This window comes from Noviherbaspirillum sp. (assembly GCF_035627455.1).
In the GTDB taxonomy this organism is placed as follows: domain Bacteria; phylum Pseudomonadota; class Gammaproteobacteria; order Burkholderiales; family Burkholderiaceae_D; genus Noviherbaspirillum.
This window is the reverse complement of the sequence record NZ_DASPLS010000016.1, coordinates 26,152-51,633: the sequence shown is the minus strand read 5'-3', so window position 1 is coordinate 51,633 and position 25,482 is coordinate 26,152. Positions and strand designations below refer to the sequence as shown.

Sequence of the window (25,482 nt, the reverse complement as noted above, 5' to 3'; positions counted from 1 at the left end):
GAGTTACTGTTTCTGCGCTAAAATCTGACCTTTGAGTCATATATATTTTCCCGTGCCAAACCTCGTCGACATCAGCGACCTGCACTTTTCCTATGGAGCGCGCCCGATCCTGGCAGGACTCGAGATGGAATTCCCGCGCGGGAAAGTCGTCGCGGTCATGGGCGGATCGGGGTCGGGGAAGACCACGATCCTGCGGTTGATCGGCGGCCAGATCACCGCACAAAAGGGCACGGTGCGTTTTGACGGGCGCATCGTCAACGCCCGCGACTCCGCGTTGATGTACGACATGCGGCGCAAGATGGGCATGCTGTTTCAGCATGGCGCGTTGTTTACCGACCTGACAGTGTTCGAAAATGTGGCGTTTCCGCTGCGCGAACACACCCGCCTGCCCGAAGAACTGATCCGCGACCTGGTCCTGCTGAAGCTGCATGCGGTCGGCCTGCGCAATGCCGCGCACCTGAAACCGGCGGAAATCTCCGGCGGCATGGCGCGGCGCGTCGCTCTGGCAAGGGCCATCGCGCTCGATCCGCAGCTCATCATGTACGACGAACCGTTCGCCGGGCTGGATCCGATCTCGATGGGCGTGGCCGCCAACCTGATCCGGCGCCTGAACGATGCGCTCGGCTCGACCTCGATCGTGGTGTCGCATGACGTGCACGAGACCTTCCTGATCGCCGACTATGTGTATTTCCTGTCGCAAGGAAGGATTGTCGCGCACGGCACGCCGCAACAGATGCGGGCGTCCGAGGATCCATACGTCAAGCAGTTCGTCCATGCGGAAGCAGACGGGCCTGTGCCTTTCCATTATCCGGGCAGAGCGCTTGCCGACGATCTGATGCGCGGAGTGCCGCAATGATGGGGCCGATTTCCGCGCTCGGGCGCTGGGTACGCGAGTCGGTAACCAATGCCGGGTTCGCCACGCGCACCTTCCTGGCCTTGCTGGCGACGACGCCCGGCCTGCTGCGACGTCCGCGCCTGGTGACCGACCAGGTGCATTTCATCGGCAATTATTCGCTGGTGATCATTGGCGTGTCGGGGCTGTTTGTCGGTTTCGTGCTCGGGCTCCAGGGGTACTACACGCTCAACCGTTACGGTTCGGAAGAGGCGCTCGGCCTGCTGGTGGCGCTGTCACTGACGCGAGAGCTCGGGCCGGTGGTGACGGCCCTGCTGTTTGCGGGCCGGGCCGGGACCTCGCTGACTGCCGAGATCGGCCTGATGAAAGCAGGCGAGCAACTGGCGGCAATGGAAATGATGGCGGTCAACCCGCTGCAACGCGTGGTTGCGCCCCGTTTCTGGGCCGGCGTGATCGCAATGCCGTTGCTGGCGGCGATCTTCAGCGCCGTCGGCGTGGTCGGCGGCTACATCGTCGGCGTGCTGATGATCGGCGTGGACGAGGGTGCATTCTGGTCGCAGATGCAGGCCGGCGTCGATGTGTGGAAGGATATCGCCAACGGCGTCATCAAGAGCGTGGTGTTCGGGTTTGCCGTCACGTTCACCGCCTTGTTCCAGGGCTATGAAGCGCAGCCCACGCCGGAGGGCGTTGCAAGGGCGACCACGCGTACCGTGGTGATCGCATCGCTTACCGTACTGTGGCTGGATTTCCTGCTCACCGCGCTGATGTTCGACTGACGCGGCGCGGCAACTCGCGCAACAAGGTTTTTGTCATATTCGGTGCCATTTGCCGGCACCGCATCCTATATTTAGGGTAATGGTCATGCAAAGAAAGTCTCTGGATCTGTGGGTTGGCCTGTTCGTGCTGCTGGGCGCGGCGGCCCTGTTCTTCCTGGCGATGAAGGCAGGGAACATGAGTGCGCTCTCGTTCGAGAAAACCTATCCGGTTGTCACCAAGTTCGACAATATCGGCGGACTGAAACCGCGCGCGCCGGTCAAGAGCGCGGGCGTGGTGGTGGGCAGGGTCGGAGACATCCGATTCGATGACAAGAGCTATCAGGCAGTGGTCACACTGGAAATCGAAAGCAGCTACAAGTTTCCGAAAGACACCTCGGCCAAGATCCTCACTTCCGGCCTGCTTGGCGAGCAGTACATCGGGCTGGAAGCGGGAGGCGATACGAATAACCTGGTGGCCGGCGATCGCATCAAAATGACACAGTCGGCGGTGGTGCTGGAAAGCCTGATCAGCCAGTTCTTATACAGCAAGGCGGCTGAAGGAAAGGAAAGCGAAAAATAATGGGTTCTGCGCTACGAATCCTGATGCTTGCCGCGGCAGTCACGCTTGCCGGTTGCGCATCGACCAATCCGAGGGATCCCTTCGAGCAATTCAACCGCGCGATGTTCCGCTTTAACGACGCGGTCGACCAAGCCGCTGTAAAGCCGGCCGCGGAGGTGTACAGCACGCTGCCGACTTTCGTGCAGATCGGCGTCGGCAATTTCTTCGGCAACCTGGAAGACGGCTGGACTGCCGTGAACAATCTCTTGCAGGGCAAGTTGGCCGACGGGATGTCCGATGTGATGCGCTTCACCTTCAACTCAACCTTCGGCCTGGGCGGGCTGCTGGACATCGGCACGGAAGCCGGGCTGCCCAAGCACAGGGAGGATTTCGGCCAGACGCTCGGGAAATGGGGCGTCAAACCGGGGCCCTACATCGTGCTGCCGATCCTCGGCTCGTCCACGCTGCGCGACGTAGTCGCGATTCCGGTCGATGCCCAGGGCGACTTGTGGTACAACGCATATCCGGTGCGAGTGCGCAACTTCGGTGCCGCAGTACGGGTAATTGACCAGCGGGCCATCGTGCTGGACGCATCTAATCTGGTCGAGGAAGCGGCACTGGATCGCTATCAATTCGTGCGCGATGGCTACTTGCAGCGTCGACAGAGCAAAGTGTACGATGGCGATCCGCCGGAAACGTCGTACGAGTTTGATATCGGCCCCAGCAGCATGGACGAATCAGGTGTGGCGGAACAGTCGCCGGTGAAGGGTGAACAAAAAGCAACTTCAGCGGAACCCGATCCCAAGCCGGTTGTCAAAGTGGAACAAGGCGCCGGCTCCGGCGCAGACGCGGGCGGGGTTGCAAAGGAAGTAAAACAATAATCCGGTCAGGTTGCGACGCTTTGTGAAAATGCGATCCCCAGACGGATCGAGTCACATGGACAGCGCTGCTGTTCCCCTTTTTTTTCTCAAGGAATCATGAACGTATTCAAGAAACTGTTTGCAATCGCCGGCTTTGCGGTCACCGGGTTGGCATTCGCGCCGGCCGCGCTGGCACAGGAAGCGCCGGACGCGCTGGTCAAGCGCATCAGCCAGGAAGTGCTGGACGCGGCCAAGTCCGACAAGGATATCCAGGGCGGCAACCAGAAAAAGGTGCTCGAGCTGGTCGAAGCCAAGATCCTGCCGCACGTGGACTTCCAGCGCATGACCGCGCTCGCCGCCGGCCGCTTCTGGCGCGAAGCAAGCCCGGAACAGCAGAAGCAGCTCACCAATGAATTCCGCACGCTGCTGGTCTTCACCTATTCCGGCGCGATCTCCCAGGTGCGTGACCAGAAACTGGAGTTCAAGCCGATGCGCGCCGAACCGAGCGATACCGAGGTCGAAGTCCGGTCGCAGGTTGTGCAGCCGCGCGGCGGCGATCCGATCCAGCTGAACTACCGCCTCGAGAAGGTGCCCACCGGCTGGAAGATTTATGACGTCAATGTGCTGGGCGCCTGGCTCGTCGAGACTTATAAGGGCAACTTCGCCGCTGAAATCAGCAAGGGCGGGATCGACGGCCTGATCAAGACACTGTCAGACAGGAACAAGAAGCTCGCCGCCAGCGCCGCCCGCACGGCGAAGGCATCCTGACGCCATGGTTTATCGCCCCTCACAGGCGCTCACCGTGCAAAACGCAGCCGCCGTGCTGGACGCGGGGCTGCGCGCGATCGCGGAAGGGCAGGACCATATCGACCTGTCCGACCTCACCGCGGTCGATTCAGCCGCGGTCGCCACCATGCTGGCGTGGCAACGCGCTGCCCGCGCGAAGGGCAAATCGCTTGCCTTCAGCAATCTTCCAGCCAACCTGCAAAGCCTGGTGGAACTGTACGATGTCGCCGGATTGCTACAGGCAAAGCCTCACACTTCCTCCCAATCCGGCGCCGCGCACAGCGACCTGCCGCATCATTGACGCTTCCGCGTCGCCCCGCCAGTACGGTTTCCAGCCAGGAAATCCCATATAATCAAGGGTTCCGCCGGCATTTTCGCGATTTTTCGCGAGCGGCTCCCGATCTGTTCAAGAATACCAAGCCAGCATGGCTGCTCTCCAAATCGTCAACGTCGAAAAACGCTACAAGTCGCTGCAGGCGCTTGGCGGCGTGTCGCTGTCCATCGAACAGGGCGAGTTCTTCGGCTTGCTCGGCCCGAACGGAGCGGGCAAGACGACGCTGATTTCGATCATTGCAGGACTCAACCGGGCCGACGCCGGCAGCGTGGCCATCCATGGCTACGATGTGGTGCGCGACTACCGCGAGGCGCGCCGCCGGCTGGGCGTAGTGCCCCAGGAACTGGTGTTCGACCCGTTCTTCACCGTGCGCGAAACCCTGCGCATGCAATCCGGCTACTTCGGGCTGAAGAACAACGACAAGTGGATTGACGAGGTGATGGCCAACCTCGACCTGACCAACAAGGCAGACACCAATACCCGTGCGCTTTCCGGCGGCATGAAGCGGCGTGTGCTGGTGGCGCAGGCGCTGGTGCACAAGCCGCCGGTGATCGTGCTCGATGAGCCGACCGCGGGCGTCGACGTGGAATTGCGCCAGACGCTGTGGAAGTTCATCGCGCGCCTGAACCGCGAAGGCCACACCATCGTGCTGACCACTCACTACCTGGAGGAAGCGCAGGCGCTGTGCAACCGCATCGCGATGCTGAAGTCGGGCAGGGTAGTGGCGCTCGATTCCACCTCGGCGCTGATCAAGCGCATCTCCGGTTCGCAGCTGGTGGTGCGCCTCGCCAGGGGCGGTCTGCCGGACGTGCTCAAACCGCTGGTCTCGCATCCGGACGAACTTGTCGCCGGCGGCAAGTACACGTTGCGCGTGAATGAATACACCGAAGTCGAACCCATCCTTGCGAAGCTGCGCGAAGCGGGCGCGGTGATCGAGGACATGCAGCTGCAGCAGGCCGACCTGGAAGACGTGTTCATCCAGATCATGGAGGGCGAGAAATGACCGGTTTCCAGACCCTGCTCTACAAGGAGGTGTTGCGCTTCTGGAAGGTGGCGATGCAGACCATCACCGCGCCCATCCTCACCGCGATGCTCTATCTGCTGATCTTCGGCCACGTGCTGGAAAACCATGTGCGCGTCTATGACAAGCTCAGCTATACCGCCTTCCTGATTCCCGGGCTGGTGATGATGAGCGTGCTGCAGAATGCCTTTGCCAACAGCTCGTCGTCGCTGATCCAGTCCAAGATCACCGGCAACCTGGTGTTCGTGCTGCTGCCGCCGCTGTCGCACTGGGAATTGTTCGCCGCCTATGTGCTGGCCTCGGTGGTGCGCGGCCTTGCGGTCGGTGCCGGGGTGTTCATCGTTACCTCCTGGGCAGCCGACCTGTCGTTCCATGCGCCGGCATGGATTGTGGTGTTTGCCCTGCTGGGTGCCGCCATCCTCGGCACCATGGGCCTGATCGCCGGGATCTGGGCGGAAAAATTCGACCAGCTCGCGGCCTTCCAGAACTTCCTGATCATGCCGGCAACCTTCCTGTCCGGGGTATTTTATTCAATCCACTCGCTGCCGCCGTTCTGGCAGACGGTGTCGCACTTCAACCCGTTTTTTTATATGATTGACGGCTTTCGTTACGGCTTTTTCGGCCAGTCCGACGTCAGTCCGTCGACCAGTTTCACCATCGTCAGCATCTTTTTCCTGCTGCTCGCCGGCTTTTCCATTCAACTGCTGAAGACCGGCTACAAACTGCGCCACTAGAGGATGATATGAACTGGATTGGGGGTCGCGTTCTTGCGAAAAGGGATGCATTGCCAGGCGCGGCGCGCCGCTCAGGCCGGGTGCCTGTGCAAGCGCCGCAACACGCAATGCGTCCCTTCTCGCAAGCACCCGAAGGGCAGCCCCGAGAACCGGCCGCCTGCGGTGTTGCGGGGGGACGCCGAGTCCTCCTTGCCGTGGAACCACCACGTCGCGTCGCTGCGCCTGGCATTCGGCCGGTTCTCGGGGCTGCACGCCCCCAATCCAGCTCATAACATCCTCAAGGTAAGAACCATGTTGCCCACTCCCGAGCTTGTCAAAAGCTACATCGCCGCCGGCCTCGACTGCACCCATCTCGAAGTCGAAGGCGACGGCCATCATTTCAGCGCCGTCATCGTGTCATCCGCGTTCGCGGGGAAGCGCCCGATCCAGCGCCACCAGCTGGTCTACGCCGCGCTAGGAGACCGCATGCGCCAGGAGATCCACGCACTGTCGATGAAGACACTCACCCCTGAAGAGTTCCAGCAACAATAATGGACAAACTGCTTATTGCCGGCGGCAACCGCCTGTCGGGCGAAATCGAGATCTCCGGCGCAAAGAATGCGGCGCTGCCCATCCTGTGCGCAGGCCTGTTGACCGCCGATACGGTGCAGCTGTCCAACGTGCCGAACCTGCAGGACGTCAATACGATGCTCAAGCTGCTGCGGCAGATGGGGCTGCGCGTCGAGCAGGATGGCGACCGCATGGCGTTGAACGGCGGCGCGATCGAAAAGCTAGAAGCGCCGTATGAACTGGTCAAGACCATGCGCGCGTCGATCCTCGTGCTCGGCCCGTTGCTGGCACGCTTCGGCGAAGCGAAGGTGTCGCTGCCGGGCGGCTGCGCGATCGGCTCGCGTCCGGTCGATCAGCACATCAAGGGCCTGCAGGCAATGGGTGCCGACATCGCGATCGAAGCCGGCTACATCCATGCGAAGGCGAAGAAGCTGAAGGGCACGCGCATCGTCACCGACATGATCACCGTGACCGGGACAGAAAACCTGATGATGGCCGCGGTGCTTGCCGACGGCGAAACGGTCCTGGAAAATGCCGCGCGCGAGCCGGAAGTAACCGATCTCGCGAACCTGCTGGTGGCAATGGGCGCGAAGATCGACGGCATCGGCACCGACCGCCTGGTGATCCAGGGCGTCAACAGGCTGGGTGGCGCAGCGCACACCGTGATTCCCGACCGTATCGAAACCGGCACCTTCCTGTGCGCAGTGGCAGCGGCCGGCGGCGACGTCACGCTGAAGAACACCCGCGGCGACATCCTCGATGTGGCGCTCGACAAGCTGCGCGAAGCGGGCGCAATCCTGACCTCCGGCCCCGACTGGATCCGGGTGCAGATGGCTGCGCGCCCGAAGGCGGTCAGCTTCCGCACCACCGAGTATCCCGGCTTCCCGACCGACATGCAGGCGCAGTTCATGGCGCTCAATTGCATCGCCGACGGCAGCAGCCGCGTGACCGAAACCATCTTTGAAAACCGCTTCATGCACGTGCAGGAACTGAACCGCCTGGGCGCGGCGATCGACATCGACGGTCATACCGCGGTGGTGACCGGCGTCGAGAAGCTGGTCGGCGCGCCGGTGATGGCGACCGACCTGCGGGCATCCGCCTCGCTGGTGATCGCCGGGCTGGCGGCGCAGGGCGAAACGCTGGTTGACCGCATCTATCACCTGGACCGCGGCTACGACCGCATGGAAGTCAAGCTTTCCGCCGTCGGCGCCAACATCCAGCGGGTGAAATGATGAGCCAGCAACTGACCCTGGCGCTGTCCAAGGGGCGCATCTTCGAAGAAACCATGCCGCTGCTGCAAGCCGCCGGCATCACCGTCAGCGAGGACCCGGAAAAGTCGCGCAAGCTGATCCTGCCGACCAATGACCCGGCTGTGCGCGTGATCATCGTGCGCGCCTCCGACGTGCCGACGTATGTGCAATACGGGGCGGCCGACTTCGGCGTCGCCGGCAAGGATGTGCTGCTGGAGCACGGCGGCGAGGGCCTGTACCAGCCGATCGACCTGAACATCGCGAAGTGCCGCCTGTCGGTGGCGGTGCCTTCCGGGTTCGACTATGCGAGCGCGGTGCGCCAGGGCGCGCGCCTGCGCGTGGTCACGAAGTACGTCAAATGCGCGCGCGAGCACTTCGCCGCGAAGGGCGTGCACGTCGACCTGATCAAGCTGTACGGCTCGATGGAGCTCGGCCCCCTGGTCGGCCTGTCGGATGCGATCGTCGACCTGGTCAGCACCGGCAGCACGCTGCGCGCCAACAACTTGGTCGAGGTCGAGCACATCATGGAGATCTCGTCGCGTATCGTGGTGAACCAGGCCGCGCTGAAGCTCAAGCGCGAGCGGTTGCAACCTATCCTGGAAGCGTTCGAAAAAGCCTCTCAATCGAAATAAGACCATGGCCATCCGGATCCGCACACTCGATTCCACCCATCCCGATTTCAAGGCGCAGCTGTCCGCCGTGCTCGCGTTCGAGGCAAGCGAAGACGAGGCGATCGACCGCGCCGCCGCGCAGATCCTCGCCGATGTGAAGGCGCGCGGCGACGCCGCCGTCATCGAATACACCAACCGCTTCGACAAGCTGAGCACGAGCGATGTCGCCAGCCTGGAGATCGGCCAGCAGGAGTTGCGGGCCGCGCTCGACGGACTGCCGGCGCCGCGCCGCGCCGCGCTGCAAACCGCGGCCGACCGGGTGCGCGTGTACCACGAGCGGCAGAAGGCGGAAACCGGCGGCGACGGCTTCACCTATACCGAAGACGACGGCACGGTGCTCGGCCAGAAGGTCACGCCGCTCGACCGCGTCGGCATCTACGTACCGGGCGGCAAGGCCGCCTATCCTTCGTCGGTATTGATGAACGCGATCCCGGCCAAGGTCGCCGGCGTGCAGGAAGTGATCATGGTCGTGCCCACGCCTTCCGGCGTGAAGAACGAACTGGTGCTGGCCGCGGCCGCGATCGCCGGCGTCGACCGCGTATTCACCATCGGCGGCGCGCAAGCGGTCGGCGCGCTGGCGTTCGGCACCGCCACGATCCCGCAGGTCGACAAGATCGTCGGCCCGGGCAACGCGTACGTGGCCGCCGCCAAGCGGCGCGTGTTCGGCATCGTCGGCATCGACATGATCGCCGGCCCGTCGGAGATCCTGGTTGTCTGCGATGGCAGCACCGACCCGGACTGGGTGGCGATGGATCTGTTCTCGCAAGCCGAGCATGACGAACTGGCGCAATCCATCCTGGTATGTCCGGATGCAGGCTACATCGCGCAGGTCGAGGCCAGCATCAACCGCCAGCTCGACGCGATGCCGCGCAAGGACGTGATCCGTACCTCGCTCACCAACCGCGGCGCGCTGGTGAAAGTGCGCGACATGGACGAAGCCTGCGAAATCGCGAACATGATCGCGGCCGAACACCTGGAAATCTCCGCGGAAAACCCGCAGCAGTGGGCGGACCGGATCCGCCATGCGGGCGCGATGTTCCTCGGTCGTTTTTCATCGGAATCGCTGGGCGATTACTGCGCCGGCCCGAATCATGTGCTGCCGACCTCGCGCACCGCGCGCTTCTCGTCGCCGCTCGGCGTCTACGATTTCCAGAAGCGGACTTCCATCATCCATGTGAGCGAAGCGGGTGCCCGCACCCTCGGCAAGGTGGCGGCTGAACTCGCGTACGGCGAAGGCCTGCAGGCGCATGCCGGTTCGGCGGAGTACCGGCTCAAATGACGGGCGACGTCACCCGGGTGGCGCGGTGAATGCCTGGCTCAACCGCATCCATTGCGAGGATGCGCTGCACGGCTTTGCCCGCATTCCCGACGGCAGCATCGATCTGCTGATTGCCGATCCGCCGTACGGGCTCGGCAAGGATTACGGCAACGACTCTGACAAGCTGGATGCCGAGGCCTACCTGCGCTGGACCGAGGAATGGGTGGACGCGGCGCTGCCCAAGCTCAAGCCGAACGGCAGCCTGTACATTTTCCTGACCTGGCGTTATTCACCGGAAATCTTCGTCATGCTGAAAAAGCGCATGACGATGGTCAACGAGATCATCTGGGACCGCCGGGTGCCGTCGATGGGCGGCAGCACCCGCAAGTTCTCGTCGGTGCATGACACCATCGGCTTTTTCGTCAAGGCGAAGGATTACTATTTCGACCTGGATGCGGTACGCATCCCGTATGATGCCGAGACCAAGAAGGCGCGCTCCCGCTCGATCTTCGTCGGCGCGAAGTGGCTGGAGATCGGCTATAACCCGAAGGACGTCTGGAGCGTGTCGCGCCTGCACCGCGAACACCGCGAGCGGGCCGACCATCCGACCCAGAAGCCGCTCGAAATCGTCGAGCGCATGGTCAAGGCATCCTGCCCGCCGGGCGGCGTAGTGCTCGACCCGTTCATGGGCAGCGGCACCACCGCGGTGGCGGCCAAGCGCTGCGGAAGGAACTTCACCGGCTTCGAACTGAATCCGGACTATTGCCTGTTGATTGAAAACCGTCTGGCCGAGCTCGACAAGCCAGCTGCTGCCTGAAAGCACACCATGTCGCTGATCGAAAACATCATCCGTCCCGAAGTCCGCGCGCTCGCGGCTTATCATGTTCCCGACGCCGCCGGCTACATCAAGCTCGACGCGATGGAAAATCCCTACCTGCTGCCGCAGACGCTGCGCGAGGAACTCGGCCGGCGTCTGTCCGAAGTCGCGCTGAACCGTTATCCGGTGCCCTCGTATGCCGCTCTGAAGGCGAAGATCTGCAGCAAACTGGGTGTTCCCGCCGGCCAGGACGTCATCCTCGGCAACGGCTCCGACGAATTGATCAGCATGCTGTCGGTCGCTTGCGCCAAGCCGGGCGCGAAGGTGCTGGCGCCGACCCCGGGTTTTGTCATGTATGCAATGTCGGCGAAGTTCGCCGGCCTGGAATTCGTCGGCGTGCCGCTGCGGCCAGACTTCACGCTCGACAAGGCAGCGATGCTGGCGGCGATCGACCAGCATAAGCCAGCGATCACTTACCTCGCATATCCAAACAACCCGACAGGCAACCTGTTCGATGCCGACGACATGGCGGAGATCATCCGCGCGGTCGGCGACACCGGCGTGGTGGTGGTCGACGAGGCTTACCAGCCCTTCGCACAGGCCAGTTTCATGCCGCGCCTTCCGGAGTTTGCGAACCTGGTCGTCATGCGCACTGTTTCCAAGCTTGGACTGGCCGGCATCCGCCTCGGTTACATGTCGGCGTCCGACGCCTTGCTCGCCGAGTTCGACAAGGTGCGTCCGCCGTACAATGTGAATGTGCTGACGCAGGCGGCCGCGGAATTCGTGCTCGACCATGCCGAGGTGCTGGATGCGCAGGCCGCGTCGCTGCGCTGGGAGCGGACCAAGCTTGCGGCTGCGCTTGCGGCCCTGTCGGGCGTCGAGGTTTTCCCCTCGGCAGCAAATTTCCTGTTGGTACGCGTGAAAAATCCAAAAATTCAGGCAGATGCCGTCTTTGCCGCATTGTTGGATCGTAAGGTTTTGATCAAAAATGTCGGTAGAATGCACCCATTGCTGGAAAACTGCTTGCGGATCACCGTCAGCACGCCGGAAGAGAACCGGCTGTTCCTCGATGCGATGCAGGCATCGCTCGCTTCCTAACTTTGGTTTCACTCTTTGAACATGTCCACGTCACGCATTGCCGAGGTCACTCGCAATACCAATGAAACGCAAATCCGCGTTGCGATCAACCTCGACGGCACCGGCCGGCAGAAGCTGGACACCGGTGTGCCCTTTCTCGACCACATGCTCGACCAGATCGCCCGTCACGGCCTGATCGACCTCGAGATCGAAGCCAAGGGCGACCTGCACATCGACGCGCACCATACCGTCGAAGACGTGGGCATCACGCTCGGCCAGGCTTTTGCGAAAGCAATCGGCGACAAGAAGGGCGTGCGCCGTTACGGTCACGCGTATGTGCCGCTGGACGAGGCACTGTCGCGCGTCGTCGTCGATTTCTCCGGGCGTCCCGGCCTCGAATTCCACGTGCCGTTCAAGCGCTCGATGATCGGCGCCTTTGATGTCGACCTGACGCATGAATTCTTCCAGGGATTCGTCAACCATGCGCTGGTGACGCTGCATGTCGATAACCTGCGCGGCGAGAACGCGCACCACCAGTGCGAAACCGTGTTCAAGGCATTCGGCCGCGCGTTGCGCATGGCCGCCGAGCTGGACCCGCGCGCGGCGGGGACGATTCCTTCGACGAAAGGCAGTCTGTAACCGCAGTTCCCTCGCGGACCTGCATACCGATTTCTGACATGAAAAAGATTGTTGTAGTGGATTACGGCATGGGCAATCTGCGCTCGGTGGCGCAGGCCCTGCGGCACGTCGCGCCCGAAGCCGACGTGCGCATCTCCGGCGAACTGGCCGACATCCGCTCGGCCGACCGGCTGGTGCTGCCGGGGCAGGGCGCGATGCCAGACTGCATGCGCTGCCTGCGCGAATCCGGCTTGCAGGACGCCATGGTCGAAGCGACGCGCAGCAAGCCGATGCTGGGCGTGTGCGTCGGCGAGCAGCTGCTGTTCGACTGGAGCGAGGAAGGCGACACGCCGGGCATTGGTTTGCTGCCCGGTAAGGTCGTGCGCTTCCGCCTCGACGGGCTGGTGCAGCAGGACGGATCGCGCTTCAAGGTGCCGCAGATGGGCTGGAACCGGGTGAAACAGACATTGTCCCATCCGTTGTGGAAAGGCATTGCCGACAATAGCTACTTCTACTTCGTACACAGCTATTACGCAGTACCCGCCGAAGCGCAGCATGTCGCCGGCGAGACGGAATACGGCGCATCCTTCGCATGCGCCGTCGCAAGAGACAACATATTCGCGACCCAGTTTCACCCCGAGAAGAGCGCATCCGCCGGTTTGCGGCTGTACAAGAATTTCGTTGACTGGAACCCGTAGTCGTTATTGTTCAACCCCTTGACCCAACCACCATCCACCTAATGTAGCCATGCTGCTCATACCTGCCATCGACCTCAAGGACGGTCATTGCGTGCGCCTGAAACAGGGCGATATGGACCAAGCCACCGTATTTTCCGATGATCCCGCACAAATGGTGCGCCATTGGCTGGCACACGGCGCGCGACGATTGCATCTGGTGGACCTGAACGGCGCCTTCGCCGGCAAGCCGAAGAACGAGCCGGCGGTCAAGGCAATCATCCAGGCCGTGCGCGATTTCGCCGCCGAGAACGACACCGACGAGATCCCGGTGCAGCTGGGCGGCGGCATTCGCGATCTCGACACCATCGAACGCTTCCTCGACGACGGCCTGTCCTACATCATCATCGGCACCGCCGCAGTGAAGAATCCGGGCTTCCTGCACGACGCGTGCAGCGCCTTCCCGGGCCAGATCATCGTCGGCCTCGATGCAAAGGACGGCAAGGTTGCGACCGACGGCTGGAGCAAGCTGTCCGGCCATGAAGTGATCGACCTCGCGAAGAAATTCGAAGACTACGGCTGTGAAGCGATTGTCTATACCGACATCGGACGCGACGGCATGATGGCCGGCGTCAACATCGAAGCCACGGTCAAGCTCGCGCAGGCCGTGTCCATTCCCATCATCGCCTCCGGCGGCGTGCACGACATCAAGGACGTCGAAGCCTTGTGCGCGGTGCAGGACGAGGGCATCGAAGCCGTGATCTGCGGCCGCTCGATCTATGAAGGCACGCTCGACCTGCGCAGCGCGCAGCAGCGCGCCGACGAGCTGAGCGGCCTGGAAGAGGCGGAAGAAGAGTAATGAGCTTAGCAAAACGCATCATCCCTTGCCTGGACGTGACCAACGGCCGCGTGGTCAAGGGCGTCAACTTCGTCGAGCTGCGAGATGCAGGCGATCCGGTCGAGATTGCGCGCCGCTATGACGAGCAAGGCGCGGACGAACTCACGTTTCTCGACATCACCGCGACTTCCGACGGGCGCGACCTGATCCTGCACATCATCGAGGATGTCGCATCGCAGGTCTTCATTCCGCTGACCGTAGGCGGCGGGGTGCGCACCGTCGACGACGTGCGCCGGCTGCTCAATGCGGGTGCCGACAAGATCAGCGTCAACAGCACCGCGGTTGCGAATCCGCAGATGGTGCAGGAAGCGGCGCACAAGTTCGGCTCGCAATGCATCGTGGTCGCGATCGACGCGAAGAAGAGCGGCGAAGGAAAATGGGAAGTCTTCACCCACGGCGGACGCAAGCCGACCGGACTCGACGTGGTCGAGTGGGCGAAGAAGATGGAAAGCCTGGGCGTGGGCGAAGTTCTGCTGACCAGCATGGACCGCGACGGCACCAAGAGCGGTTTCGACCTCGAGCTGACCCGCGCCGTGTCGGATGCAGTATCGATCCCGGTGATCGCCTCCGGCGGTGTCGGCGGTCTGCAGGACCTGGCGGACGGCATCAAGGTCGGCCGCGCTGACGCGGTGCTCGCTGCGAGCATCTTTCATTATGGCCAGCATACGGTGCAGGAGGCGAAGCGCTTCATGGACGGGCAGGGTATCCCTATGAGGCTTGCATGAGCATCAGCGCGAAGTGGCTCAACAAGGTGAAGTGGGACGAGAACGGGCTCGTACCGGTGATCGCCCAGGAAGTCGGCAGCAACGACGTGCTGATGTTCGCGTGGATGAACCGCGAAGCGCTGGCAAAGACGGTGGAACTCGGCGAAGCCGTGTACTGGAGCCGCTCGCGCAAGAAGCTGTGGCACAAGGGCGAGGAGTCAGGCCATACGCAGAAGGTGCACGAGATCCGGCTCGACTGCGATGAAGACGTGGTGCTGCTGAAGGTCGAGCAGACCGGCGGCATCGCCTGCCATACCGGGCGGCATTCCTGCTTCTTCCAGAAGTTCGAAGGCAGCGCAAAGAAAGGCGACTGGCAGTCGACCGAGCCGGTCCTGAAGGACCCGGAAAGTATTTACAAGTAAAGCGAGGCGGGCAGTCCCGAGCCGGAACATGAGTGAAATCCTGAAACGCGTTGCCGACGTCATCGAGTCGCGCAAGCCCGCCAACGGCGGCGACCCCGACAAGTCGTATGTCGCCCGCCTGTTTTCCAAGGGCGACGACGCCATCCTGAAGAAGATCGGCGAGGAAGCCACTGAAGCGGTGATGGCGGCCAAGGATGTGCGCGCCGGCGGCGACAAATCCAAGGTGCTCTACGAATGCGCGGACCTGTGGTTCCATTCGATGATCATGCTCGCGCAATTCGACCTGACGCCACAGGATGTCCTGCAGGAACTGGCGCGGCGCGAGGGGATTTCCGGCATCGAGGAAAAGGCCGGCCGTCAATCCTGATCCCGCGATTGATGAAAATTCTTTGATCCACACTCGGGGAAGTCATGACAAACTGCATTTTCTGCAAAATCGCATCCAAGCAGATCCCGTCCAAGACGGTGTATGAAGACGACGATGTCATCGCCTTTCATGACATCAATCCCGCGGCGCCGGTGCATTTGCTGATTGTGCCGAAACTGCACGTCCCGACGCTGTCGGACTGCAATGAGAGCCATGCGGCGCTGCTTGGCAAGATGATGCTGCTTGCACCGAAGCTGGCGCAGGAGCAGGGATGCGGTTACGAGGCCGCAGCGGATGGCGAGGTTGGCAACGGCGGCTTCAAGACGCTGTTCAATACCGGACCGGACGGCGGCCAAGAGGTGTACCATCTCCATTTGCACGTAATCGGCGGTCCGCGCCCGTGGCGCGGGCAGCGGTGATCGTACAGCTTGATTGAAATTCCGGACGCATGCGTCCGCAGAGGAGAAAGTAATGGGTTCGTTTAGCATTTGGCACTGGTTGATTGTTCTGGTCGTGATCATGTTGATTTTTGGCACGAAGAAACTCGGCAATGTCGGTTCCGACCTGGGCAAGGCCGTCAAGGGTTTCAAGGATGGCATCAAGGGCGAGGAAGACAAGCCGGTGCAGGCCGACAAGGCCACCATCGATGTCGACACCAAAGAAAAGAAGAGCTGATGTGCTTCCCGCAAGGCGATGTCCGTGACTGCATCGCAGCCGTGCCACGTGGCCTTCGCATTGTCTTGTCGTCATGATTGATCTTGGTCTTTCCAAACTCGCGCTGATCGGCGTCGTCGCGCTGGTCGTCGTCGGCCCCGAGCGGCTGCCGAAGGTCGCGCGCATGGCCGGCACGCTGTTTGGCCGCGCGCAGCGCTACATCAACGACGTCAAGTCCGAGGTCAGCCGCGAAATCGAACTGGAAGAGCTGCGCAAGATGCACAAGGATGTGCAGGAGGCGGCCTCCGACGTCGAGCAATCCATCTCGCAGAACCTGTCCGAGCTGGAAGGCGATGTGCGCGAGGCGCTGGTCAATCCGCTGCTCGAGCCGGCCACGCCTGACCAGCACGCGGTCAAGGCGAAGGACTTCCGCCGCAAGAAGCTGGCGCGCAATTCCGCGATTCCCGCCTGGTACAAGAAGCAGAGCGGACACAGGACCCGCGTCATTTCCGGCGCCGCGCGCGTCGCCAAATACAGGCCTGCGGGAGCAGGCCGCAAATCATCCACCGGTTCCTTCCACTGATGACTGAAGACGACAACAACGCAGGCGCGGAAACATTCATCTCGCACCTGGTGGAACTGCGCAATCGCGTCATGAAGGCGCTGATTGCCGTCATCGTGGTGTTCCTCGCACTGATGCCGTTCGCCGGCCGCATCTACGACCTGCTGGCCAGCCCGATGATGCTGGCGCTGCCGGCCGGGTCCAAGATGATTGCCACAGGCGTGATCACGCCTTTCCTGATCCCGGTGAAGGTCACGCTGCTGGTGGCGTTCCTGATCGCATTGCCGATCGTGCTGTACCAGGCATGGGCCTTCATTGCGCCGGGCCTGTACGAGCACGAGAAGAAGCTCGTCGCGCCGCTGGTGATCTCGTCCTCGCTGCTGTTCCTGGTCGGCGTCGCGTTCTGCTATTTCTTCGTGTTCGGCACGGTGTTTAAGTTCGTCAACGAGTTCGCACCGCAGTCGGTCGCGGTGGCGCCGGATATCGAAAGCTATTTCAGCTTTGTGATGACGATGTTTATCGCATTCGGCCTCACCTTCGAGGTGCCGATCGTGGTCATCGTGCTGGTGCGCATGGGCGTGGTGACGGTGGAAAGGCTGAGGGAATTCCGGCCCTATGTGATTGTCGGCGCATTCATCGTCGCCGCGGTCGTAACGCCGCCGGACGTCATGAGCCAGCTGCTGCTGGCGATACCGCTCTGCCTGTTGTTCGAGCTCGGCCTGCTGCTGGCGCCGCTGTTCGCGCGTGCCACCCGCGCGCCGGAAGAAACCGCCTGATTACTTCGCTTCGCGCAGCCAGGCAACCAGTGGGTAGGCATCCTTGAAGCCGGCGAGCACTTCCTTGCCGAGATCGGCCGGGACCTTTTTCTTGATGCTGGTCTCGGTCCAGACGATGAAGCTCTTCCTCTTGAGATATTCAATGTGCGGCGCGTCTGCGTCGTATCCCTTCGGCGGGCGCGTCAGCTTGCCCTCGTCCTGCAGGTCGCCGTAGCGTTCCTTGAGCTTCTTGTTTTTGAGCATCCTTGTGAAGCCTGCGGCGTCGGCGACGACGTGCTCGCGGATGGTCTTCAGGCGTGACGGCGGCGGCATGTATTCGCCGCCGGCAACCAGCAGCACGCCGTTGGCGTCGATATGAAAATAGTACGCGGGCCCGCCGCCCTGGCTCGGCTTTTTCAGTCCGCTCGCCGTGATCGCTGCCGAAAAGGTGGTCTTGTACGGACTCTTGTCGCGTGAAAAGCGCATGTCGCGGTTGATCCGGAACAGCGCCTTTTTGGGATTGCAGCCGGCAACCAGGGGGTCGAATCTGCTGATGTCGGCAATCAGGCCGGTCACCAGATCGAGGAATTCCGCGCGCAGGATGTCGTAGCGTGGCTTGTTCATCACGAACCACGCACGATTGTTGTTCTCCGACAGCTCGCTCAGAAACTGGATCAAGTCGCGCGTGTGCATGCGTGGCTCCGCTGGAAGGGGAAGTTCACTCCTGATCTTCGCGGCGCGGACGCGGCCGCTTGCCCACGAGGACGTCGATGGTCGATTCCTGACCCTTGCGCAGCACCGTGATCTTTGCCTTGCCGCCGGGCGTGAGCTGCGCGATCAGGTTCAGCATGTCAGTCGTGTCGCTGACCGGTTTGCCTTCAACGGCGACCAGGATGTCGCCGGGGCGCATGCCGGCCCTGTCCGCCGGCCCGCCCTTGAGCACGCCGGCAATGATCGCGCCGGACTTTTTCGCCAGGCCGAAGCTTTCCGCCAGTTCCGGCGTGATGTCCTGCGGCTCCACGCCGATCCATCCGCGCACGACCTGGCCGGTACTGATGATGGATTCCATGACGGTCTTTACCGTTGTTACGGGGATGGCAAAGCCGATGCCGAGCGAGCCGCCGCTGCGCGAATAGATCGCGGTATTGATGCCGAGCAGGTTGCCGTTCACGTCGATCAGCGCGCCGCCGGAATTGCCCGGGTTGATCGCCGCATCCGTCTGGATGAAATTTTCGAAGGTGTTGATGCCGAGATGGTTGCGGCCCAATGCGGACACGATTCCCATCGTGACTGTCTGGCCGACCCCGAAGGGGTTGCCGATTGCCAGCACCACATCGCCGACGCGGGCCTGGTCTGCATGGCCGAGAGTGATCGCGGGCAGGTTCTGCAGGTTGATCTTGACCACCGCGAGGTCGGTCTCGGGGTCGGTGCCGACTACCTTGGCAACCGCCTTGCGGCCGTCGGCCAGCGCAATCTCGATCTCGTCGGCGGTCTCGATCACATGATTATTGGTCAGGACGTAGCCTTCGGGGCTGACCACCACGCCCGAGCCGAGGCTGAACTGGCGGTCTTCCTGCTCGCCGAAAAAGCGGCGGAACAGCGGGTCGTCCATGAATGGCGTCTTCGGCTGGCGTGCGCCCTTGGTCGTGAAGATGTTCACCACGGCCGGCATTGCCCGATTGGCGGCCTCGCGATACGATCCCTGCGCAGGGCTGGCGGCAGCCGGCGCTTCCATCAGCGCCACCGAGGACATTGCCACGCGCGCGCCCCGTACGCCTGCCCACTCCGGCTTCAGGCTCGCTACAATGAACCAGATCGCCAGGCCGACGGTGACGGTTTGCGCAAACAATAGCCAGAGACGTCGCATATAGGGTAAGAAAATGGAACGAGGATCAGTAAACAGGGATGAATTTGCCAAATACCTGGAGCAAACGCTGGATATTACCCGCTTTCGCGACTATTGCCCAAACGGAATGCAGGTCGAGGGGCGGCTGCAGATCAAAAAGCTCGTTACCGGCGTTACCGCCAGTCTAGCGCTGATCGAGGCGGCGGTGGAGGCGGGGGCGGACGCGATCCTCGTGCATCACGGCTATTTCTGGCGCGGCGAGGATGCGCGGGTCGTCGGGCCGAAGCACAAGCGGCTCAAGCTGCTGCTCGCGCACGACATCAGCCTGTTTGCCTATCATCTGCCGCTGGACATGCATCCCACACTCGGTAACAACGCGCGGCTCGCCGCGCAGCTCGGGCTCGAGGCGGACGGCCGCTTCGGCGAGAACGACATCGGCTGGCTGGGCGTGTCGGCCGACCCGGCGACGAAGACCGTGGGCGATCTCGCCTGCCTGGTGGAGGTGCGCCTGGGGCGCGCGCCGCTGGTGATCGGCGACCCTGCGCAGCCGCTGGGGCGGATAGGATGGTGCACAGGAGCGGCGCACACCATGCTCGGCGATGCGATTGCAGCCGGTGCTTCCGCCTATCTCAGCGGCGAAATATCCGAGCCGGTCGTTCATCTTGCGCGCGAGGCAAACGTCGCTTACCTCGCCTGCGGCCACCATGCGACCGAACGTTACGGCGTGCAGGCGCTGGGGGCGCATCTTGCGGCGCAGTTCGGTATCGGGCACGAGTTCGTCGACATTGCCAATCCGGTCTGACTCGCCTGCAACAGCCGGTGCTGCTATCTTGATTGTTACTAGGTATTTTCTACCAAGAGTTAGTTGCTCTCCCGCAACGTGGTGCAGACGGGTTATCATTGCCATCTGTGGGGGAACGATTATGCATCGAGAATCACCGCATGACCCCGTCGGGGTGTTGATCGTCGAAGACGACGCCGTGACGCGGAAATCACTATGCCTGGCCGTTGAAGCGGCCCCCGGGCTGAAGCTGCTTTGCGCATTCGACAGCGTCAAGCCAGCGCTAGCATGGCTGGAAACTGCCGCACCCGATGTGCTGTTGACCGACCTCGGTCTGCCGGACGGGTCCGGCCTCGAAATCATCCAGGCATGTGCTCAGCGGCACCCGCATGCCGATATCATGGTTGTCACCATGTCCAGCGACGAGGCCAATGTCCTCGCCTGCATTGAAGCCGGCGCCTCCGGCTATGTGCTAAAGGACGCCGGCAGGATGGACATCGCCCGCGCGGTTCACGACTTGCGGGCGGGCGGGGCGCCGATGAGTCCGGCGATCGCGCGCATGGTCCTGGCAAAGGTGAGAGATAAGAAAAAACCATCGGCGCCATCGGAAGCGGACGCCGCCGCGGGCGCGCTGACCAAGCGCGAGGCAGCCATTCTCGATCTGATCGCCCAGGGCGAGAGCTATGGCGAAGTCGCCAAGCTGTTGTCGGTTTCGGTAGGCACGGTGCAGACCCACATCAAGAACATCTACGGCAAACTCGCCGTGCATTCACGCGGCGAGGCGGTATTCGAGGCGCACCGGCGCGGCCTGCTGCAACTGGGGCGTCCGCCGGGAAGCCATTCCTGATTCATTTTTTCAATGCATCGCGGATTTCGCGCAGCAGCACGACTTCCTCGGGCGTGGGCGCCGCAGCCGGTGCCGGCGCTGCTTCCGGTTCCGTCTTTTTCGCCCGGTTTATCGCGCGCACCATCTGGAAGATGATGAAGGCCAGGATGAGGAAGTTCAGCAGTATCGTCACGAAACTGCCATAGGCGAGCACGGCGCCCGCTTTTTTCGCTTCGGCGAGGGTGAGATGCGTGCCCTGGTCATTCAGCGGAAGATAGTAGTTCGAAAAGTCCAACCCGCCGACCAGCTTGCCGGCCACCGGCATGATCACGTCCTGCACCAGCGAATCCACAATCTTCGCGAAGGCGCCGCCGATGATCACCCCCACAGCGAGGTCGATCACATTGCCCTTGATCGCAAAGGCTTTGAATTCTTTCATTATGCGCATTGCTCGTCTCCCCATTGTTGCCATAAACATAAGCGGCGCTCGCAGCCGACAGGACGTTTGTCCGTTGGCTTCTACCGAGAATGGATGACGCCATGCCCCGGCGCGACGCAGTGTATCCGCTTCGCCGAAAAAGTTCCCGGAATCCCTGCGCCACATCATATATTCGCTTTAAATCGAATGCACCGTCCGTTATAATCTAAGGTTGCTGAACTTTCCTACAGATTTCGCTTTTTCACTGATTGGGGTTGGTATGAGTAACGAAAAGCAGGTCGATTCCGGTCGACGTGGCTTGCTCGTCGCGACGTGTGCGGCGGGTGGTGTGGCCGGTCTGGCCACGGCGGGGGCCCTTGTGTCGACCTTCCAGCCGTCCGAGCGGGCCAAGGCTGCCGGCGCTCCGGTTGAGGTAGATATCGCCGGCCTGGCGCCGGGAGAAATGAAGACCGTCGAATGGCGCGGCAAGCCGGTCTGGATCCTGAAGCGTTCGCCGGAAATGGTCGAGTCGCTGAAGAAGACCGGCGACCAGGTCGCCGATCCCAAGTCCGAGCGCAATCCGAACGAGCTGACTCCGGAATACGCGCGCAACGAATACCGCTCGCGCAAGCCCGAGATCCTGGTCGCCGTCGGCATCTGCTCGCACCTCGGCTGCTCCCCGACCACCAAGCTGCAGCCGGGCGCTCAGCCCTCGCTGCCGGACGACTGGCAGGGCGGCTTCCTGTGCCCGTGCCATGGTTCCACCTTCGACCTGGCAGGCCGCGTGTTCAAGAACAAGCCGGCTCCGGACAACCTCGAGATTCCGCCGCACATGTACCTCAGCGATACCAAGCTGATCATCGGTAAAGACGAGAAAGGCGAAGCATAATCATGGCATTTCAGGAAAAAAAGCTTCCCGCTGACGCGCCGGTCACCGCCAAGGCGCTGAACTGGTTCGACGCCCGCTTCCCGGTCACCTCGACCTGGAAGGCCCACCTGTCGGAATACTACGCGCCGAAGAACTTCAACTACTGGTACGCCTTCGGTTCGCTGGCGCTGCTGGTGCTGGTGATCCAGATCGTCACCGGCATTTTCCTCGTGATGCACTACAAGCCGGACGCCAATCTCGCGTTCGCCTCGGTCGAGTACATCATGCGCGACGTGCCCTGGGGCTGGCTGGTCCGCTACATGCACTCCACCGGCGCGTCCGCTTTCTTCATCGTTGTCTACCTGCACATGCTGCGCGGCCTGCTCTACGGTTCCTACCGAAAGCCGCGCGAGCTGGTCTGGCTGTTCGGCGTCGCCATCTTCCTCATGCTGATGGCCGAAGCCTTCTTCGGCTACCTGCTTCCGTGGGGCCAGATGTCCTACTGGGGTGCGCAGGTGATCGTGAACCTGTTCGGCGCGATCCCGTTCATCGGCCCGGACCTGTCGCTGTGGATCCGCGGCGATTACGTGGTGTCCGACGCAACGCTGAACCGCTTCTTCTCGTTCCACGTCATCGCGATCCCGCTGGTGCTGCTGGGCCTGGTCGTGGCGCACATCATCGCACTGCACGAAGTCGGCTCGAACAACCCGGACGGCGTCGAGATCAAGGAAAAGACCGACGCCAACGGCGTGCCGCTGGACGGTATCCCGTTCCATCCGTACTACACGGTGCATGACGTGTTCGTCGCAGTGGTGTTCCTGATTGTCTTCTCCGCGATCGTGTTCTTTGCGCCGGAAATGGGCGGCTACTTCCTCGAGTACAACAACTTCATTCCGGCTGACCCGCTGAAGACCCCCCCGCATATCGCGCCGGTCTGGTACTTCACGCCGTTCTACTCGATCCTGCGCGCAACCACTTCGCAGTTCATGTATGCACTGGAAGTCGGCCTGATCGCCTACATCGCGCTGGTACTGGTCAAGTCGAAGCTGAGCGGCAGCGTGAAGGCCGGCTTCATCATCATCGGTGCCGCGGCTCTGATCGGCATGTTCATCTTCGACGCGAAGTTCTGGGGCGTCGTGCTGATGGGCGTATCCGTGTTGATCCTCGGCGGCCTGCCCTGGCTCGATCATTCCCCGGTCAAGTCGATCCGCTACCGCCCGGCTTTCCACGGCTACATCTACCTGGTGTTCGGCATCGCCTTCGTGATCCTCGGCTACCTCGGCGTGCAGGCGCCGACCACGGTGGGCACCCTCGTGGCGCAGATCTGCACCTTCATCTACTTCGGCTTCTTCCTGCTGATGCCTTGGTGGAGCAAGATGGGCCAGTTCAAGCCCGTGCCTGACCGTGTGACGTTCCATCCGCACTAAGCCGCAAAAGGGATACAAGAACCATGAAATTGCTGAAAAAACTGATTGCGGTCCTGGCATTCGTGCCGGCGGTGACCTTCGCCAGCGAGGCAACCTTCCCGCTGGACCAGGCGCCGAACCGTACGAAGGATCTGGCCGCGCTGCAGAACGGCGCCAAGCTGTTCGTCAACTACTGCCTGAACTGCCATGCCGCCTCCGCCATGCGTTACAACCGCATGAAGGATATCGGCCTGTCCGACGACCAGATCAAGAACAACCTGCTGTTCACCGGCGAAAAGGTTGGCGACTTGATGAAGGTGTCGATGGCGCCGAAGGATGCGAAGGACTGGTTCGGCGCAGTGCCGCCGGACCTGTCGGTGATCGCGCGCGCAAAGGCGTCCGGAGAAGGTTCCGGCGCTGACTGGCTGTACACCTACCTGCGCACCTTCTACCAGGATGACACCCGCCCGACCGGCTGGAACAACCTGGTATTCCCGAACGTCGGCATGCCGCACGTGATGTGGGAACTGCAGGGCGTGCGCGCTGCGAAGTTCGCGGAAGAAAAGGACCCGCACGATGCCAGCAAGGTCGTGCACAAGTTCGCCGGCTACGAGCAGATCAAGCCGGGTACGATGACGGCGACGGAATTTGACAGTGCGGTGGCAGACCTGGTCGCCTATCTGGAATGGATGGGGGAGCCGGTGCAGAACCAGCGCAAACGCCTTGGCGTGATCGTGCTGCTGTTCCTCGGCGGCTTTATGGTCCTGGCTTGGTTCTTGAACAAGTCGTTCTGGAAGGACGTTAAGTAAGGTTCAGGCCCGCGCTCCCCGGCGCGGGCATTTGATTCAGGGTGAGCCGCACGCGTCTCACCCTTTTGTTTCTAAGGAACTACAACATGATGGTTCTCTACTCGGGCACAACCTGCCCATTTTCGCAACGCTGCCGTCTCGTGTTGTTCGAGAAGGGCATGGACTTCGAGATTCGCGATGTCGACCTGTTCAACAAGCCGGAAGACATTTCGGTGATGAATCCCTACGGGCAGGTACCTATTCTCGTCGAGCGCGACCTGATTCTGTACGAGTCGAACATCATCAATGAATACATCGATGAGCGCTTCCCGCATCCGCAACTGATGCCAGCCGACCCGCTGATGCGCGCACGCGCCCGCTTGATGCTGTTCAACTTTGAAAAGGAATTGTTCGTCCACGTCCATACGCTGGAAAACGACAAGTCCAAGGGCTCGGAGAAGGTGCACGAAAAGGCACGAGCGGAAATCCGCGACCGCCTGACCACGCTGGCGCCGCTGTTCATCAAGAACAAGTACATGCTGGGTGATGAGTTCTCGATGCTCGATGTCGCGATCGCCCCTTTGCTGTGGCGCCTCGACCATTACGGCATCGAACTATCGAAGACCGCGGCGCCTCTGATGAAGTATGCAGAGCGCATTTTCTCGCGCCCTGCGTATATCGAAGCGCTGACGCCGTCCGAAAAGGTCATGCGCCGCTGAAACAGGCGTTGCGCCGACGTGCATCCGGCAGGATGCCTTGCGGCCGACGCTGTTTAAGACCGGAAAACATGTCTGAAATTTCGACCAAGCCCTACCTGCTGCGCGCAATCTACGAGTGGTGTACCGATAACGGCTACACACCTTATCTTGCGGCCGCAGTCGATGCCCGCACCATGGTGCCGCGCGAGTTCGTGAAGAACGGCGAAATCGTGTTGAACATCAGCTTCACCGCCACCAGCGGCTTGAAGATGGAGAACGATTTCGTTAACTTCCATGCCCGCTTCGGCGGTGTCTCACGTGAAATTTCAATTCCCGTGGACAACGTGGTCGCCATCTATGCGCGGGAAAACGGGCAGGGGATGGCGTTTGAGATAGTGCCGCAGCGGGACGAGGAGCATGCCGAGGAAGGCAAGCCAGGCTTGTCCCTTGCAGCGGTTCCGACGGATGAAGCTGATCCGGCCGGGGAGGACGCAGGCGACCCGGACGGAAACGGCAACCCGCCTAAAAAGGGAGGGCGCCCGACGCTCACCCGAATCAAATAAAGTACAATACCAGTCTTTCCAGTTTCGCCGGCTTAGCTCATCTGGTAGAGCAGTTGATTTGTAATCATCAGGTGGCGGGTTCGAGTCCTGCAGCCGGCACCAATAAAAAA

At 61.9% G+C, this 25,482-nt stretch carries 34 protein-coding genes and 1 tRNA gene; 32 read left to right on the top strand and 3 right to left on the bottom strand.

Going from position 1 to position 25,482, the window contains the following annotated elements; genetic code table 11:
* Positions 1-52 precede the first annotated feature (52 nt).
* The 24 genes from VEC01_RS02925 (at position 53) to tatC (ending at position 17,199) form a co-directional block, all read left to right on the top strand.
* A complete protein-coding gene (locus VEC01_RS02925) occupies positions 53-856 on the top strand; it encodes an ABC transporter ATP-binding protein (RefSeq protein WP_324898574.1) in 804 nt (267 codons plus the stop codon).
* The gene (gene mlaE / locus VEC01_RS02920) at positions 853-1,629 is read left to right on the top strand and encodes a lipid asymmetry maintenance ABC transporter permease subunit MlaE (RefSeq protein WP_324898572.1); all 777 of its coding nucleotides are present in this window, start codon (positions 853-855) and stop codon (positions 1,627-1,629) included. Before VEC01_RS02925 ends, mlaE begins: the two co-directional genes overlap by 4 nt.
* Before the next feature lie 85 nt (positions 1,630-1,714).
* Positions 1,715-2,188, top strand: a complete 474-nt coding sequence (mlaD, locus tag VEC01_RS02915; protein WP_324898570.1) for an outer membrane lipid asymmetry maintenance protein MlaD — start codon at positions 1,715-1,717, stop codon at positions 2,186-2,188.
* A gap of 23 nt (positions 2,189-2,211) precedes the next feature.
* A complete protein-coding gene (locus VEC01_RS02910; RefSeq protein ID WP_324898568.1) occupies positions 2,212-3,048 on the top strand; it encodes a VacJ family lipoprotein in 837 nt (278 codons plus the stop codon).
* Positions 3,049-3,144: 96 nt separating this feature from the next.
* Positions 3,145-3,795: an ABC transporter substrate-binding protein gene (locus VEC01_RS02905; RefSeq protein ID WP_324898566.1), complete on the top strand. Its 651-nt coding sequence runs from the start codon at positions 3,145-3,147 to the stop codon at positions 3,793-3,795.
* A 4-nt stretch (positions 3,796-3,799) separates the two neighbouring features.
* Positions 3,800-4,114, top strand: a complete 315-nt coding sequence (locus VEC01_RS02900) for an STAS domain-containing protein (protein ID WP_324898564.1) — start codon at positions 3,800-3,802, stop codon at positions 4,112-4,114.
* Positions 4,115-4,238: 124 nt separating this feature from the next.
* A complete protein-coding gene (locus VEC01_RS02895) occupies positions 4,239-5,150 on the top strand; it encodes an ABC transporter ATP-binding protein (RefSeq protein WP_324898562.1) in 912 nt (303 codons plus the stop codon).
* On the top strand, positions 5,147-5,902 hold the full coding sequence (locus tag VEC01_RS02890; protein WP_324898560.1) for an ABC transporter permease: 756 nt from the start codon (positions 5,147-5,149) through the stop codon (positions 5,900-5,902). Before VEC01_RS02895 ends, VEC01_RS02890 begins: the two co-directional genes overlap by 4 nt.
* Positions 5,903-6,193: 291 nt before the next feature.
* Entirely contained in the window at positions 6,194-6,433 is a 240-nt protein-coding gene (locus tag VEC01_RS02885) for a BolA family protein (protein WP_324898558.1), read from the top strand.
* The gene (gene murA, locus VEC01_RS02880; RefSeq protein ID WP_324898556.1) at positions 6,433-7,683 is read left to right on the top strand and encodes a UDP-N-acetylglucosamine 1-carboxyvinyltransferase; all 1,251 of its coding nucleotides are present in this window, start codon (positions 6,433-6,435) and stop codon (positions 7,681-7,683) included. The genes VEC01_RS02885 and murA overlap by 1 nt, the downstream gene beginning before the upstream one ends.
* Complete coding sequence (gene hisG, locus VEC01_RS02875) at positions 7,683-8,333, top strand: ATP phosphoribosyltransferase (RefSeq protein WP_324898709.1); 651 nt, start codon at positions 7,683-7,685, stop codon at positions 8,331-8,333. Before murA ends, hisG begins: the two co-directional genes overlap by 1 nt.
* Before the next feature lie 4 nt (positions 8,334-8,337).
* The gene (gene hisD / locus VEC01_RS02870) at positions 8,338-9,651 is read left to right on the top strand and encodes a histidinol dehydrogenase (protein WP_324898554.1); all 1,314 of its coding nucleotides are present in this window, start codon (positions 8,338-8,340) and stop codon (positions 9,649-9,651) included.
* 25 nt (positions 9,652-9,676) lie between these two features.
* The gene (locus tag VEC01_RS02865; RefSeq protein ID WP_324898553.1) at positions 9,677-10,447 is read left to right on the top strand and encodes a site-specific DNA-methyltransferase; all 771 of its coding nucleotides are present in this window, start codon (positions 9,677-9,679) and stop codon (positions 10,445-10,447) included.
* A gap of 9 nt (positions 10,448-10,456) precedes the next feature.
* The gene (hisC, locus tag VEC01_RS02860) at positions 10,457-11,545 is read left to right on the top strand and encodes a histidinol-phosphate transaminase (protein WP_324898551.1); all 1,089 of its coding nucleotides are present in this window, start codon (positions 10,457-10,459) and stop codon (positions 11,543-11,545) included.
* A gap of 21 nt (positions 11,546-11,566) precedes the next feature.
* Entirely contained in the window at positions 11,567-12,163 is a 597-nt protein-coding gene (hisB, locus tag VEC01_RS02855) for an imidazoleglycerol-phosphate dehydratase HisB (protein WP_324898549.1), read from the top strand.
* A gap of 38 nt (positions 12,164-12,201) precedes the next feature.
* Positions 12,202-12,840, top strand: coding sequence for an imidazole glycerol phosphate synthase subunit HisH (gene hisH, locus VEC01_RS02850; protein WP_324898547.1), 639 nt, complete (start codon positions 12,202-12,204; stop codon positions 12,838-12,840).
* A gap of 49 nt (positions 12,841-12,889) precedes the next feature.
* Positions 12,890-13,675: a 1-(5-phosphoribosyl)-5-[(5-phosphoribosylamino)methylideneamino]imidazole-4-carboxamide isomerase gene (gene hisA, locus VEC01_RS02845; RefSeq protein WP_324898545.1), complete on the top strand. Its 786-nt coding sequence runs from the start codon at positions 12,890-12,892 to the stop codon at positions 13,673-13,675.
* Positions 13,675-14,439 (top strand): imidazole glycerol phosphate synthase subunit HisF, encoded by a 765-nt coding sequence (gene hisF, locus VEC01_RS02840; RefSeq protein WP_324898543.1) that lies wholly within the window; start codon positions 13,675-13,677, stop codon positions 14,437-14,439. The genes hisA and hisF overlap by 1 nt, the downstream gene beginning before the upstream one ends.
* Complete coding sequence (hisI, locus tag VEC01_RS02835; RefSeq protein WP_324898541.1) at positions 14,436-14,840, top strand: phosphoribosyl-AMP cyclohydrolase; 405 nt, start codon at positions 14,436-14,438, stop codon at positions 14,838-14,840. The genes hisF and hisI overlap by 4 nt, the downstream gene beginning before the upstream one ends.
* Positions 14,841-14,868: 28 nt before the next feature.
* Complete coding sequence (locus VEC01_RS02830) at positions 14,869-15,207, top strand: phosphoribosyl-ATP diphosphatase (protein ID WP_324898539.1); 339 nt, start codon at positions 14,869-14,871, stop codon at positions 15,205-15,207.
* Between the two features lie 44 nt (positions 15,208-15,251).
* Positions 15,252-15,626, top strand: coding sequence for a histidine triad nucleotide-binding protein (locus VEC01_RS02825; RefSeq protein ID WP_324898537.1), 375 nt, complete (start codon positions 15,252-15,254; stop codon positions 15,624-15,626).
* A gap of 52 nt (positions 15,627-15,678) precedes the next feature.
* Positions 15,679-15,882, top strand: coding sequence for a Sec-independent protein translocase subunit TatA (gene tatA / locus VEC01_RS02820; protein WP_324898536.1), 204 nt, complete (start codon positions 15,679-15,681; stop codon positions 15,880-15,882).
* Between the two features lie 73 nt (positions 15,883-15,955).
* The gene (tatB, locus tag VEC01_RS02815; protein ID WP_324898535.1) at positions 15,956-16,444 is read left to right on the top strand and encodes a Sec-independent protein translocase protein TatB; all 489 of its coding nucleotides are present in this window, start codon (positions 15,956-15,958) and stop codon (positions 16,442-16,444) included.
* Entirely contained in the window at positions 16,444-17,199 is a 756-nt protein-coding gene (tatC, locus tag VEC01_RS02810) for a twin-arginine translocase subunit TatC (RefSeq protein WP_324898534.1), read from the top strand. The genes tatB and tatC overlap by 1 nt, the downstream gene beginning before the upstream one ends.
* Here the strand turns inward: tatC and VEC01_RS02805 are convergent, their stop codons facing one another.
* The gene (locus tag VEC01_RS02805; protein ID WP_324898533.1) at positions 17,200-17,871 is read right to left on the bottom strand and encodes a DUF2461 domain-containing protein; all 672 of its coding nucleotides are present in this window, start codon (positions 17,869-17,871) and stop codon (positions 17,200-17,202) included. It abuts the gene before it with no gap.
* A 25-nt stretch (positions 17,872-17,896) separates the two neighbouring features.
* On the bottom strand, positions 17,897-19,045 hold the full coding sequence (locus VEC01_RS02800; RefSeq protein WP_324898532.1) for a Do family serine endopeptidase: 1,149 nt from the start codon (positions 19,043-19,045) through the stop codon (positions 17,897-17,899).
* Between the two features lie 13 nt (positions 19,046-19,058).
* On the opposite strand from VEC01_RS02800, the gene VEC01_RS02795 reads away from it, so the two are divergent.
* Together VEC01_RS02795 and VEC01_RS02790 are read left to right on the top strand one after the other, a co-directional pair.
* Positions 19,059-19,826: a Nif3-like dinuclear metal center hexameric protein gene (locus tag VEC01_RS02795; RefSeq protein WP_324898530.1), complete on the top strand. Its 768-nt coding sequence runs from the start codon at positions 19,059-19,061 to the stop codon at positions 19,824-19,826.
* Between the two features lie 121 nt (positions 19,827-19,947).
* Entirely contained in the window at positions 19,948-20,652 is a 705-nt protein-coding gene (locus VEC01_RS02790; protein ID WP_324898528.1) for a response regulator transcription factor, read from the top strand.
* A gap of 1 nt (position 20,653) precedes the next feature.
* Here VEC01_RS02790 and mscL read toward each other — a convergent pair whose 3' ends face one another.
* Positions 20,654-21,079, bottom strand: coding sequence for a large conductance mechanosensitive channel protein MscL (mscL, locus tag VEC01_RS02785; RefSeq protein WP_324898707.1), 426 nt, complete (start codon positions 21,077-21,079; stop codon positions 20,654-20,656).
* A 250-nt stretch (positions 21,080-21,329) separates the two neighbouring features.
* Here mscL and petA point away from each other — a divergent pair, with 250 nt between their 5' ends.
* The 6 genes from petA (at position 21,330) to VEC01_RS02755 (ending at position 25,474) form a co-directional block, all read left to right on the top strand.
* Positions 21,330-21,938 (top strand): ubiquinol-cytochrome c reductase iron-sulfur subunit, encoded by a 609-nt coding sequence (petA, locus tag VEC01_RS02780; RefSeq protein WP_324898526.1) that lies wholly within the window; start codon positions 21,330-21,332, stop codon positions 21,936-21,938.
* Complete coding sequence (locus tag VEC01_RS02775; RefSeq protein WP_324898705.1) at positions 21,938-23,344, top strand: cytochrome bc complex cytochrome b subunit; 1,407 nt, start codon at positions 21,938-21,940, stop codon at positions 23,342-23,344. Before petA ends, VEC01_RS02775 begins: the two co-directional genes overlap by 1 nt.
* Positions 23,345-23,367: 23 nt before the next feature.
* Complete coding sequence (locus tag VEC01_RS02770; protein WP_324898524.1) at positions 23,368-24,132, top strand: cytochrome c1; 765 nt, start codon at positions 23,368-23,370, stop codon at positions 24,130-24,132.
* Positions 24,133-24,218: 86 nt separating this feature from the next.
* The gene (locus VEC01_RS02765; protein WP_324898522.1) at positions 24,219-24,830 is read left to right on the top strand and encodes a glutathione S-transferase N-terminal domain-containing protein; all 612 of its coding nucleotides are present in this window, start codon (positions 24,219-24,221) and stop codon (positions 24,828-24,830) included.
* Between the two features lie 68 nt (positions 24,831-24,898).
* On the top strand, positions 24,899-25,372 hold the full coding sequence (locus tag VEC01_RS02760) for a ClpXP protease specificity-enhancing factor (RefSeq protein WP_324898520.1): 474 nt from the start codon (positions 24,899-24,901) through the stop codon (positions 25,370-25,372).
* Positions 25,373-25,398: 26 nt separating this feature from the next.
* Positions 25,399-25,474, top strand: a tRNA-Thr gene (locus tag VEC01_RS02755).
* The last annotated feature ends 8 nt before the right edge of the window (positions 25,475-25,482 follow it).